Raw genomic sequence first — 12039 nt, 5'->3', positions numbered from 1 at the left:
ATCAATTTTTAAATGGGTGGAATTACTAAATTATGAATATAACTATAAATTCTGTAGCAGTTTGTCTGCTTTTTCTGGTTGCGAACAATACTTTTGGAATGGATGTACGACATCTCTTTGCTCCTGAAGGTTATGAAAAGAATGTTGTTATTATAGTTCCTAGAAAAGAACTAAAAAAACTTACGAACTTTTATATTAACGCTATGAATAATTCTAATGCTTATAATAACGATGGTCAGTTACTTCAACAAATGAACTTTGAATTACAAAGTGTAAGAAATCTATGTTATATAACCCAGCATTCGGATTTAGGAGATTTCTTTTCTAAGCGTATATCTACTAAAAAAAAATACGTACCTTTACGTAAAAAACATATGGAACAAAAGCCTACAGCTTGCCGATCATTGTCATTTGACAATATAAATGAAGATGATCCTAGTGACTTCTAAATTAATTTCTACCGTATACTAACAATTAATTTTATTATTAATGTATACAAAAAAGCTCTTTGTAAAAAAAGAGCTTCTTTTAATTTTTGAGATCCCTTATTATTATCATTATAATGATAATTTTTTATTAATGAAAAAGGAATTTTTATGAAAAAGATGATAATAGTATTAATAATAACTTTGGTAAGCTCTCAAAATAAAGCGTCGGTTTATTATCCAGAATTACAGACAAAAAACAATAATTCTAAAAATTGCTTTCTTGATGCTAGTCAAATGGATGAGTATGGGCATAATAATGATGAAAGCTGTCTTGATGAATATGATCAGCATGTTTGTGATGATGTTCAGCCACCAAAAATATCTGCGGCAAAAGCATTATTAACGGAAATATTAGGTTCTGCGTTAGTACGTTATATTATTCTACGAGAATGGATTAATGGTTATTGTAGAAAAATAAAGGGTATTATTAGTGCATGGTTTATCTGCGAACCAAAAGCATAAAAATATAAAAGAAGAAAATGACTTGCATGAAGAATATACGAGAAATGAATAAGGAAAGACATGAATTTGCTTTTTTTATAGAATCATTATCTTTATTGGTACAGAAAAACTACCCTGATAATAATATTATAGTAGTGGATGAAAAACTGTGTAATCGAATGATGAATGTTTTGAGACTATGTAGTGGAGATCAATGTATTTTTTTTGATCGAACTATGTATATAATTGCGATTGTTAAAGCATTTGTTGGTAAAAAACAGATACACATACTGATTAAATCAGCACAATCGACTATAGTCTTGCGCCCTAAAATTACTTTTTTGTTACCACTATTAAAGCGAGATGATCTTGAATCAGCTTTGTATGCATTAGCAGAAATTGGTGTAAATGATATACAATTAATTTCTACACAAAAAACAGTATATCAATGGTCTGCGTATCGAGATAGTGAAAGAGCAGATAAAATATTAATTGCTGCAGCAGAACAGTCAAAAAATTTTGCGTACCCTACATTAAAAGCACCTATTCCTTTAGTTGAAGCATTACAAAAATATAGCGAAGAAGAGAATTCAATAAAAATTTTCTTTGACCCTGCAGGTAGAAAGTTTTTTGATGTAATGCACATGATGCATAGTAATAAGCCCAGTGTTAGTGTGTTGCTTATAGGGCCAGAGGGAGATTTAAGTTGGGAAGAAAAAAAAATAGTAGAAGCACATAAATTTATTTTTTGTGCTCTTACTCCTACTGTTGTGCGAGCTGTTCAAGCAACATCTCTTGCTGCTGGTTTTGTTCGTTCACTTCTTTAGTAAAATATTACAACAAATGTATTCAAATAGCACTTACAATTTTGTTGATTTTTTATATTTTTGATTATTACACTGTTGTTATATGGAGGCGAAGAGAGTTTTTTTGTGGTGAGATAAGGGAGAGTGCAATGGAAAATAGGCAGACGGGAGTGTTGCGATTATTTATTATTTTGGGATTTTTTAGTGTGAGTATATTTTTTTTGAATAATAATAAAAAGAATATACTCATCGCAACGCATATTGATCTCTCAAATTTTAAAATAGATAATATGGGGCATCTTTCTTTGGATCAAATGTACGAATCTATGAGCTCATTATTTCTTGCTCATGACACTGAACTTATTATTAAAGTTATAAGTCAATTTAAATATCGTTTTGCGTATGATTTTGTTGAAAAAATGATAACAGATAATGATATATGTTTATCATGCGAAGAAAAAATATATATTATTTATGGTCTTATTGCACGATGTGGTGAAAAAAAAGCTGAACAATATGATTTTTTCGATCTTGTCATTAAATATCCTATTCTTTATGCTAAAACTCCTCTTTTACTTTTATTAGCGAGAGGCAAATATGCGGATATGATAGCTTTATTTATTGCATGGGGAAAAGATCGTCAAAAAAATACACCACCTCATAATTTGTTATCGCATTGTATTGATGAAGCATTAACTGCTGCGATTAAGGATAATGACTCTATGTCTGTGGAAATGTTATTCAGTAAAAAAATTCGTCTTTCTCCAATTAAGGCTTGTTCGTTATTGTGGTATGTTATTGAACATGAAAAAAATAGTGATTTGATTTCATTGTTAGTTCATCATGCACAAGCAGATGTTAATTATGTAAGTAATGGAAAAACACCATTAATTGCAGCTGTTGAAAAAAATAATATACAGATTGTGCGAACATTATTGGATGAAGGGGCAGTGGTTGATCGCTTTCTTGATGGTGAATATGAAACGGCATTACATATTGCGATAAAATATAAATATTCTTCTGTTGAACTACTACTACGTGAATATGGCGCGGCATAACCGTAACTATTGACATGAAGGAAAAATAATAATCGAACATTAATAAAGATGTTAAAAAAGTATATATCATGCCACTATAATATGAAAGTTTGAGTTATTTAAAATGAAAATGAATAGTGTATATAGTTTTTGGCAGCATTTGAAAACTTCTAAATTTCTGCTATACAGGCGAACCTTATAGTGAATTTATTTATACCTATCTATTTATAAAGTTATTTTTTTATAGTTCTCAAATAGATTTATACTGCTAATTCTTGAGAAGCGTATAACAATCTGTTCATATTAAAAATAGATAGAAATAGAGGAATGGGTAATTTTTGAAAAAAGCAATAGCGCTATTAGCCATTTTTATTGGATTAGAATTTATGAATTTAATGACAAAAAAAAAGAGTACTAACCCCATTTTTGTGATACAAAAACATAGCGCTACTCATCTTCACTATGATTTTAGATTAGAAATTGACGGCGTACTTAAATCATGGGCTATTCCTAAAGGCCCATCAACCGATCCTCACGATAAACGTCTTGCTATTGAAACAACAGATCATCCGATGTGGTATGCAACTTTTGAAGGAGTTATACCTGAAGGTACATATGGTGCAGGCCCGGTGATAGTTTGGGATAGAGGAACTTTTGAACATATCAATAACGTAATAGATGGTACATCTATTTCTCTTGCTGATAGTTATAAAAATGGACATATAGATATCAATCTTAAGGGTAAAAAATTACACGGAGGTTATACGCTTATTCGCATAAGTAAGATAAAAAAATGGTTATGTATAAAAAAAGATGATGAATACGCTGATGCGCGTCGTAATCCTGTTAATTCACAACCAGAATCAGTTATTTCAGGTAAAACAATAGAAGAGATAGAAAAGATTGGATCTAAAAAATAATTCAAAAAAAATGAAGTTAAAGAGTGGTCGCTACATTATTGAGATTAGTAATAGCGACAAAATATTGTTTGGTATATCAGCCATAACAAAAAATGATTTAATACGTTATTATGATTTTATAGCTCCTATTATGTTGCCTCATGTTAAAAATCGTCCGATATCAATGCAGCGATTTCCAAGCGGTATAGATCATGAAGGTTTTTTTCAAAAAGATGCAGGTGATTATTTTCCTTCATGGATTACTCGCGTAGCTATACCAAAACAGGAAGGTGGAATAGTTAACTATGTTGTGATTGATAAACCTGCAACGTTGATATATTTGGCAAATCAAGGCTGTATTACTCCTCATGTATGGTTAAATCGTATTGATAATCTTGAAAAACCTGATCGAATGATTTTTGATTTGGATCCTGCAGATGCTTTATCTTTTAAATATGTCCAACGTGCCGCAAAAAAATTAAAAAAAATACTTGATGATTGTAGTTTGCCTTCCTTTTGTATGCTAACAGGATCACGTGGAGCTCATATAGTTGTGCCCCTCAAGCGAGTGCATACCTTTGATGATACGCGTGATTTTGCGTATAATGTTGCATTTTTACTTGCTCAATATTATCCAGATTTGGTAACAATAGATATTCATAAATCTGATCGTGGCAATCGAGTATTTATTGATTGGTTGCGTAATGGATTTGGTTCTACTGTTGTTGCGCCTTATGCAGTACGTGCGCGTGAAAAGGCTCCTGTTGCTATGCCTGTTACCTGGCAAGAATTATTATCTTCAGGGATGAGTTCGCAAAAATATACGATTGCTAATGTTAAAAATCGAATAAGTACAATTGGTGATGTGTGGCATGATATACAACAACATATTGTAATATTAAAAAAGGCACGTGATAAAATTAATACCATGCTAGAGTAATTGAAATAATAAATTTTATAGTACATTTTGTTGCAAAAAGTCATTCACTCTGATGTATAGTACAATCTAATATATAATCATTATTATTACTTAAAATAGGATTGATTTTTATGATAATAATTATTGGAATAATTGGGCTTGTCATTTCTGTATATGGTATATTCGTTGAGCGTAAACTTAAACAAGATATCAACTACAAAGCTGCATGCGATATTTCTGATAAAATATCGTGTACTCGTCCATTGTTGAGTTCATATGCTGCCATGTTAGGTATTTCAAATATTTGGGCTTCAGCATTATATTATTGCGCAATTATTATAATGGCTATATTACAATTAAAAACTATGCTATTTATAACATCATGTGCAGGAGTGATAGTTTCAGTTATCTTTGCTTATATTTTATATTTTAAAATTAGATCATTTTGTTTGATCTGTACGTCACTTTATATTGTTAATATAGCACTTCTGACAGTATCTTATTTTTCTTGATACTTTTATTACGGAAGGATATTCTTGGTTGTATGAAAATATTTTTGGATACTGCTAATACTGAGTTCATACAGCAATGGGCTCAAACTGGATTAATCGATGGTGTTACCACTAATCCTACGCATTTAAGCAAGGAAGGTAATGATCCTACTAAAGTAGTTCTTGCCATTTGTGAATTTCTGCCATTAGGTGTAATTAGCGTTGAAGTGGTTGAAACAGAACCAGAAGATGTATATATGCAGGCACATAAAATTGCCGCATTATCAGAAAATATAGTTGTAAAAATTCCTTGTCATGCACGTTATTATCATATTATTAAGAAACTTGTTGCAGAAGGAATTTCTCTTAATATTACGTTGCTTTTTTCTCTTGCACAGGGACTCATGATGGCAAAATTAGGAGTAGATTATATTTCTCCATTTATTGGTAGATTAGATGATCATGGTGAAAATGGTTTAGGATTGGTTAAACAATTGCGTCATATGCTTGATTGGTACGGATTTGAAACACAACTACTCGCTGCATCAATTAGAGATGTTACCCATTTTGAACAGGTTATTGTGGCGGGTGCTGATATAGCAACAGTGCCAATTGCTGTATTTGAACAATCAGTTAAGCATGAGTTAACTGATAAAGGGATGGTACAATTTTTAGCTGATTGGAATAAATTAAATATCACACACTTTCCATAAATATATATCATGCGCATATTTTTTGTAACTAACAGTTATACTCCTTATTCCGGTGGTGTTATTAGTTCAATTATTGCAACTACTGATGCATTGCGATCGCAAGGACATGAAGTTTTTATTATTACGCTCGATTTTTTAGATACTCATCAACATAATGATCCAGATTATGTTATTCGTGTTACATGCCCCATTAAATTTATGTATAAAAAAAATCATATGGCAATTCCATGGCGACCAATGCGAGCTATCATAGAATTATGTAAGAAATATTGTCCCGATATTATACATGTGCATCATCCTTTTTTATTAGGTGTTAGTGCCTTACATGCTGCACGAAGTTATGGAATTCCCTGTATTTTTACCTATCATACTCTTTATGAGCAATATGCACATTATATACCGCTACCAAAAGTATGTATAAAACCACTGATACAATTAACAGTTGTGCGATTTTGCAAATTAGTTGATGGTATTATTGCACCAAGTAGTGCTGTTAAAAAATTTCTTAGTGAGCAACGCATAACTACTCCTATTATAGTTATTCCGAGTGCATTACGTTCCGTTTTTTTTACACAGGATAAAGTAAATGATTCTTTATATACAAAAAAACCATATGAACTTTTAGTTGTTAGTAGATTTGTTCCAGAAAAAAATATACCTTTTGTTTTTGATGTTTTTAAACTGCTTCCAGAGGAATTTAATCTTACTCTTGTTGGCTATGGCATTGATTATAAAAAAATAAAACAGTATGCATTTGATATAGTATGTTTATCTCCAGATCGTGTACGCTTTATCCACAAACCACCTATTGATGATTTATTACTTCTGTATCGCAACGCGGATTTTTTTATTTTCCCCTCACAAACAGATACGCAAGGAATTGTTTTGGCTGAGGCAATGTCACAAGGATTACCAGTAATAGCCCTCGATGGTCCTGGGCAACAAGATATTATTATTAATGGAGTAAATGGTTTTATTGTTACTGATGAACAACATGCAGCTATAACAATCATAAACACTTTGTCTAATCCGACATTGTATCACCAGCTGAGAGAGGGTGCATGCACTACTGCGCAAAAATATCATTCTCATAATATCATTAAAAAAATTATTAATTTTTATCAGGATATATTATATTAATATAATAATATAATAATAAAGTGACATTTGAAGTTAAGTTTTACAGTTACAAAATGATATGAAAAAACAAATTTTTATAAAATTATTTATATATGCATTTCTTGTTATAACCTATGAATTTAGTGGAATGGACTTTCCCGAGGCAAGGCGTCGAATTGTTTCTCGTGAACGAATCAAGTTGTATAAAAATTATCACGAACAATTTAACAGTTTTAATGAGTATTGTGCTTCTGGTGATAAAAAGTCAATTATGAAAGAAAACAATATAAGTAATACAAATAATTTTGTAAAATCAGATTATTATACTCCTAATAACTCTGAAAGCGATAGTGAAGAAGGGCCTTTAGGTTTTACTTTTTCTGGTGAATCCATAGGTTTGAATTTTTTTGTTTTAGATAATAATTCTTTTTATGAGCAATTAAATAATAGTAGATATAAAGGTAAGCTAAAAATAATATCTATGCACGATAATAGCAGTAGAGAAATATTTTCTTATAGTTATGATACAGTAAATGATGGATTACAATTAAAAGGAAGTTTTCGAATAAATCATGAATATGAATGTACAATAGTAGTCTGCAATGATAAATATTATTTACAAAAAAATAATGATACGGCATTAATGCAAATAAATTATAGTAAAGAATTAACCAATCTTCAAAATTTTTTAAAAAATATGGAACAGCCAAAAATAATTGCGCTTGGTCAGGATGGTTCTAGAATTTTATATACTATTAAAAAGCTACAAAACGTAGATGAGGTTCTTTGTCTGAATGCTATAGACTCTATAAATTCAGTAAAAACAAATAAATATGCACCAGTAATACATACACCATCTACAATCCCAAAGTCACCTATAAATGTAGACGAAATTGAGAAGTGCACTAAAAAAGGTTCAAAACAACCAGAACAAAAAATGTCCATTTTGCATACTCTTTTTGGTGCAGTTAGCATTGTTGCTCTATGCATTGAAGTGGCGCATCGTTACAATAAAATACCATTTGGGGTGATGGATATTGTGAATAAAATAATTTTTAAGTTAACTTCTGTGTGTCCTGTGATAAATAAAGTTTTTTAATAAACCTTACAAAAAGAAAATTGATAATTTTAAATAGCATTGTGTGCGTAGTGTTTAATGTGTCACTGATGATTTTGGAAGACCTTTGATTTAGATAAAAAGTAAATATAGAACTTAAAAAACTAGTAAAATGAAGAGCGAGTTCTTTTTTTTGAAAATCGTGGTAGAATTTTGGTTTTATTAAATCAGATGCTGACTTAAGAGATGTAGATAGTGCTTTTGATGAAAAATAGAGATATTCTAAAGTGTATTTTTTCTAATGTGAGTCTGAAGAATGACGAAAAGCTACAGCTTTGAACTGCGTGATCCTTCTTCGAACTTCTAAAAATAAAGGATCATTTTTAAATGGTGGAGGCGATGGGAATCGAACCCATGTCCGCATTACAAATAACTCCAAGAACTACATGCTTATTTTTTGATTATACTTTATATAATGCCTCAAAAACACAGCCTGTTATATAAGACTGCTTGTGATACTATTACGAGCTACTAAACCGTTCAACCTTACTCGATAGTCCTATCTTTTTATTATACGTATTGATTTAACTGATAGACACGTTAACTCAATAAGATGACTACGCTACTGCGTAAGCAGAAGGAGCAGCCATAGCGAATTCATTAGAATTGCCATTTATTGTTTTTTGATTAATTGTTTTACGAGCACTTAATCAACGCTCGGCATGCCCTCAAAGCGATCAACAACACGTCGAAGCCAGTACGCCCCCAAACTTTTCAAAGATCATAAATCTATTATTCAAATAGTAACCAATAGAGCGTATATTGTCAATACTTAGTATTATCTATTCGCTTTTAAGGCTCGATCAGTTTCTCGCTTAATATCACGTTCTTTAAGTTCTTTTTTCTTACTAGGTGCTTTCTTATGTTTTGCAATACCTAATTCTAATTTAATTTTACTTTTATCAGTAAAATAGATAGATAATGGTACTACGGTAACACCTTTTTGAGCAATTTCGCCCAAAAGACGTAAAATTTGACGTTTATGAAGTAAAAGAATACGACTGCGTATCGCAGCTTCTTCGTCCTTAATATAAGCTTTTGCATAGGGTGCAATACGACAATTGACTAATGTCATTTCACCATTACGAATTGCAGCAAAGGAGCCAATAAGTGAAACTTGCCCAGCGCGTAGTGATTTCACTTCATCGCCAGTTAATACGATGCCAGCTTCAATTTTTTCTGATATATCGTAATCATGATATGCTTTTTTATTTTGAGCTATTAATTTCATTCAAGTACTATCGTGTAGGTAATAATTTTTGTGATAAATAAATGGTAAACATGCGTTTCATGCATGGGTATAATATGCAGCTGACAGCTAAAGCGAGTACATTGCCTCCGATCAAAAATGCTGATAATGATAATCCTGTAACGCCAGTATGCTCTTTTAAAAAAAGATTGCATGATTCTATCCATGTAGGATCCAAATTTACATAATCTATATTTAGTGTTGAGAATAACCATCTACCAAAGAAGTGATCAATAGAATAAACAGGTACCATAGTCCAAGGATTATTAATGAGCACTGAAATGGCAAAAATAGTGGGGATATTTAATGCAAAAATCCAGCCAAATAATAATGTCATGATGGTATGTAAGCCAATTAGCGGCGAAATACCAACAAATACCCCTAGTGCACATGTTAACGCAAGTTTATGGGGAGATTGTTCCTGAGCCACTAATCGCTCCGCTAATAATTTAAGTTTTGTAAATATCATAAAAAAACCCTTTAAATTACGAGAGAAAAGGTGCATATTATTTGAAATTAAGCAATCTTTTAGTTATTCTTAATGATGATTATAAGGACATATTTTTAATAAATAATAAATCAATAGGTATAGTATGAAGAAAATAAAAACAACATCCTATCACATAGTATCTCTCATTTTTTCTATTATTTCAACCGGATCCTCTGTTTTTGCTGCCCCATCATTACTTATGGGTACCATTCAATTTAGTAAAGATTCAACACTAAGGCCAATTAATATTAATTGCGCAGGAACTGAAATAAAAACTACTCTTCATGAGACCTATGCATCAAAAATAACGTTTGAAATTCCTAAGGCCAATGATCAATTTCATTTTGACGTACTCATTATGTATGCTAAAATTGATTCTCAACCAAAAAAATTTCCAAATGGCCTTGAGATTCCAAATACTCCGGATTATTTAAAAATAGATATAGATATTCCTTATGTATATTATAGTATTGATTTTATTAATAATATTTGGGTTATAGCAGAAAAAAAACTCCCTGAAAATAGACAAATACCTGATAGGGCGATCATTATTGAATGTTATCCTGAATGGATAACTGATTTTAAAGGTGGTTCTGCTGTGGAGATACCAACATTATTTATTAATAATGCAATCATTGGAGGAGAAGAGGCAAAAGAAATAATTGAAGAAGCTCTGATTAAATTAGAGCTTACTGCATTAGATTCAAGAATATTTCATAAACCTATGCATCGCCAGACGCAAGTTGCTCCTGATAAAAAACGAATTCTTATTATGGATCAAGTAGTTTAATGGCCATGAAATTGCCTATAGTAACACTCGGTATTGAAACATCTTGTGATGAAACTGCGGCAGCCATTTATCATAGTGAACGAGGGTTGATTTCTAGTACGCTTTATTCACAAATAGATTTACATAAAAATTTTGGTGGTGTTGTGCCAGAACTTGCTTCACGATCACAATTAGAAAAAATAAGTCCTATTGTATATGAAGCAATTCAGAGGGCGCAGATAACATTAGATGATATAGATGTTGTTGCAGTTACTAATAAACCAGGTCTTCCTGGTTCACTTCTTGTAGGTATTTGCTTTGCAAAAGCATTAGCGTGGTCAAAAAATAAAAAATTAATTGGTATAAATCATTTGGAAGGGCATGCATTTTCAGCATGTATAGAATATGACATTCCGTTCCCTTATTTGTGCTTAACCGCGTCGGGAGGCCATACATCATTATATCTTATAAAAAATTTTGGTGATTACCAGGTGCTTGGAGAAACGCAGGATGATGCTGCTGGTGAAGCTTTTGATAAAATTGCAAAATTAATGAACTTGCCGTATCCGGGCGGACCTGTTATTGAAAGACTGGCACGGGAAGTTGATTTTAAAGATTTCTATTATTATCCGCGTAGTAGGCATAAAACATTAGATTTTAGTTTTTCTGGATTGAAAACTGCTGTTTTATATGATTTAGTTAAAAAAAACGCTTATAGTTTATCAACTAAAACATTTTTACAAGGAGAGAATGAACAATTTAAAAAAGAAGTTGCGAGCTCTCTACTTGTTTGTATTGCGGATATTTTTGAACAAAAGCTTGGACTTGCTTTGCAGGCCTATCCCTATGTGAAAGCAATTACTTTTGTTGGTGGTGTTGCATGTAACAAATACATTGTTGAACGACTACGTGTATTTTCTGTAGCGCATGCCATTCCTTTTTTCCATCCATCGCGTGATTATTGCACAGATAATGCAGCAATGATAGCTTTTGTTGGTAATTATAAAGCGCAACAAGGCTTATTTGCAGATTTTACACTTGATATTAATGAATAATGCATAGGTTTTTTACTGTTTTTGTGGTACAAGGATTTGCAGGGCGATGTTTAAACCAATTTTAGCAAATTCTCCCATCATGGTACTTGCGGTATAAATCAGTGCAGTTGAAGCAGCTGTGCTAAATATAAATGACACTGATGGTTTTTGTAATTCTTGGTGTTTAAGTTTTGTTTCTTCTTGTTCGATAGCTTTATGTATTCCGGGATATTTTGAAGCTTGTCGTTGGCCTTCTTCTGTTAGTAAAAATTCTTTGCTATGTTCTAGTTCTTGTTTCGATGTTTCAATGAAAGTTTCTAGTTGTTTTTTTTGCATAAATTGCTTAATTATTGTTTTGGTAGCAGCACCAATTCCCATTTCTGATCCAGTAGAAAAACTTTTTATAAATATTTGTGGTAATAAATTATACATAACTGTCCATAAGCTAGGGGTTGGTTGAGATTCCG

General features: G+C 31.5%; 15 protein-coding genes and 1 other RNA gene. 12 read left to right on the top strand and 4 right to left on the bottom strand.

All coding sequences use genetic code 11. The annotated features are described in order from the left end of the window. Positions 1-32 precede the first annotated feature (32 nt). From VLB80_00170 to VLB80_00125, 10 genes are all read left to right on the top strand, one after another. A complete protein-coding gene (locus VLB80_00170; GenBank protein HSC24618.1) occupies positions 33-449 on the top strand; it encodes a hypothetical protein in 417 nt (138 codons plus the stop codon). A 147-nt stretch (positions 450-596) separates the two neighbouring features. Beyond that, entirely contained in the window at positions 597-950 is a 354-nt protein-coding gene (locus VLB80_00165; GenBank protein ID HSC24617.1) for a hypothetical protein, read from the top strand. Positions 951-976: 26 nt separating this feature from the next. Continuing rightward, the gene (locus VLB80_00160) at positions 977-1756 is read left to right on the top strand and encodes an RsmE family RNA methyltransferase (protein HSC24616.1); all 780 of its coding nucleotides are present in this window, start codon (positions 977-979) and stop codon (positions 1754-1756) included. Positions 1757-1884: 128 nt separating this feature from the next. Then, positions 1885-2793, top strand: a complete 909-nt coding sequence (locus VLB80_00155) for an ankyrin repeat domain-containing protein (GenBank protein ID HSC24615.1) — start codon at positions 1885-1887, stop codon at positions 2791-2793. Between the two features lie 317 nt (positions 2794-3110). Beyond that, positions 3111-3692, top strand: a complete 582-nt coding sequence (locus VLB80_00150; protein ID HSC24614.1) for a DNA polymerase ligase N-terminal domain-containing protein — start codon at positions 3111-3113, stop codon at positions 3690-3692. Between the two features lie 10 nt (positions 3693-3702). After that, positions 3703-4611, top strand: coding sequence for a non-homologous end-joining DNA ligase (ligD, locus tag VLB80_00145; GenBank protein HSC24613.1), 909 nt, complete (start codon positions 3703-3705; stop codon positions 4609-4611). A 110-nt stretch (positions 4612-4721) separates the two neighbouring features. Continuing rightward, positions 4722-5102 carry a vitamin K epoxide reductase family protein gene (locus VLB80_00140; GenBank protein HSC24612.1) on the top strand — a complete coding sequence of 127 codons (381 nt, stop codon included), beginning with the start codon at positions 4722-4724 and terminating at the stop codon, positions 5100-5102. A gap of 32 nt (positions 5103-5134) precedes the next feature. Then, positions 5135-5794 (top strand): transaldolase family protein, encoded by a 660-nt coding sequence (locus VLB80_00135; protein ID HSC24611.1) that lies wholly within the window; start codon positions 5135-5137, stop codon positions 5792-5794. Between the two features lie 9 nt (positions 5795-5803). Further along, a complete protein-coding gene (locus VLB80_00130) occupies positions 5804-6934 on the top strand; it encodes a glycosyltransferase (protein ID HSC24610.1) in 1131 nt (376 codons plus the stop codon). 58 nt (positions 6935-6992) lie between these two features. Continuing rightward, positions 6993-8012, top strand: coding sequence for a hypothetical protein (locus VLB80_00125; GenBank protein ID HSC24609.1), 1020 nt, complete (start codon positions 6993-6995; stop codon positions 8010-8012). Positions 8013-8358: 346 nt separating this feature from the next. Here VLB80_00125 and ssrA read toward each other — a convergent pair. The 3 genes from ssrA to VLB80_00110 all read right to left on the bottom strand — a co-directional run bounded on the left by ssrA (position 8359) and on the right by VLB80_00110 (position 9748). Beyond that, positions 8359-8737: a transfer-messenger RNA gene (ssrA, locus tag VLB80_00120) on the bottom strand. Between the two features lie 71 nt (positions 8738-8808). Beyond that, positions 8809-9261: an SsrA-binding protein SmpB gene (gene smpB, locus VLB80_00115; GenBank protein ID HSC24608.1), complete on the bottom strand. Its 453-nt coding sequence runs from the start codon at positions 9259-9261 to the stop codon at positions 8809-8811. A gap of 7 nt (positions 9262-9268) precedes the next feature. Further along, a complete protein-coding gene (locus tag VLB80_00110; protein HSC24607.1) occupies positions 9269-9748 on the bottom strand; it encodes a DUF2062 domain-containing protein in 480 nt (159 codons plus the stop codon). 124 nt (positions 9749-9872) lie between these two features. On the opposite strand from VLB80_00110, the gene VLB80_00105 reads away from it, so the two are divergent. Together VLB80_00105 and tsaD are read left to right on the top strand one after the other, a co-directional pair. Beyond that, complete coding sequence (locus VLB80_00105) at positions 9873-10559, top strand: hypothetical protein (protein HSC24606.1); 687 nt, start codon at positions 9873-9875, stop codon at positions 10557-10559. After that, the gene (gene tsaD / locus VLB80_00100; protein HSC24605.1) at positions 10559-11593 is read left to right on the top strand and encodes a tRNA (adenosine(37)-N6)-threonylcarbamoyltransferase complex transferase subunit TsaD; all 1035 of its coding nucleotides are present in this window, start codon (positions 10559-10561) and stop codon (positions 11591-11593) included. The genes VLB80_00105 and tsaD overlap by 1 nt, the downstream gene beginning before the upstream one ends. Positions 11594-11605: 12 nt before the next feature. Here the strand turns inward: tsaD and VLB80_00095 are convergent. Beyond that, positions 11606-12039 (bottom strand): hypothetical protein (locus tag VLB80_00095; protein HSC24604.1); only part of this gene is annotated, 434 nt, incomplete at its 5' end.

This window comes from Candidatus Babeliales bacterium, from assembly GCA_035455925.1.
GTDB lineage: Bacteria > Babelota > Babeliae > Babelales > Vermiphilaceae > SOIL31.
The sequence above is the reverse complement of the archived record's forward strand: the minus strand, read 5'-3'. Positions and strand labels throughout refer to the sequence as shown.

Excerpts from the sequence above, each read along its gene's own strand:
- tsaD (HSC24605.1), top strand. The coding sequence starts at position 10,559 with ATGGCCATGAAATTGCCTATAGTAACACTCGGTATTGAAACATCTTGT.
- VLB80_00155 (HSC24615.1), top strand. The coding sequence starts at position 1,885 with ATGGAAAATAGGCAGACGGGAGTGTTGCGATTATTTATTATTTTGGGA.
- smpB (HSC24608.1), bottom strand. The coding sequence starts at position 9,261 with ATGAAATTAATAGCTCAAAATAAAAAAGCATATCATGATTACGATATA.
- VLB80_00130 (HSC24610.1), top strand. The coding sequence starts at position 5,804 with ATGCGCATATTTTTTGTAACTAACAGTTATACTCCTTATTCCGGTGGT.
- VLB80_00125 (HSC24609.1), top strand. The coding sequence starts at position 6,993 with ATGAAAAAACAAATTTTTATAAAATTATTTATATATGCATTTCTTGTT.
- VLB80_00105 (HSC24606.1), top strand. The coding sequence starts at position 9,873 with ATGAAGAAAATAAAAACAACATCCTATCACATAGTATCTCTCATTTTT.
- VLB80_00110 (HSC24607.1), bottom strand. The coding sequence starts at position 9,748 with ATGATATTTACAAAACTTAAATTATTAGCGGAGCGATTAGTGGCTCAG.
- VLB80_00135 (HSC24611.1), top strand. The coding sequence starts at position 5,135 with ATGAAAATATTTTTGGATACTGCTAATACTGAGTTCATACAGCAATGG.
- VLB80_00165 (HSC24617.1), top strand. The coding sequence starts at position 597 with ATGAAAAAGATGATAATAGTATTAATAATAACTTTGGTAAGCTCTCAA.
- VLB80_00170 (HSC24618.1), top strand. The coding sequence starts at position 33 with ATGAATATAACTATAAATTCTGTAGCAGTTTGTCTGCTTTTTCTGGTT.
- VLB80_00140 (HSC24612.1), top strand. The coding sequence starts at position 4,722 with ATGATAATAATTATTGGAATAATTGGGCTTGTCATTTCTGTATATGGT.
- VLB80_00160 (HSC24616.1), top strand. The coding sequence starts at position 977 with ATGAAGAATATACGAGAAATGAATAAGGAAAGACATGAATTTGCTTTT.
- ligD (HSC24613.1), top strand. The coding sequence starts at position 3,703 with ATGAAGTTAAAGAGTGGTCGCTACATTATTGAGATTAGTAATAGCGAC.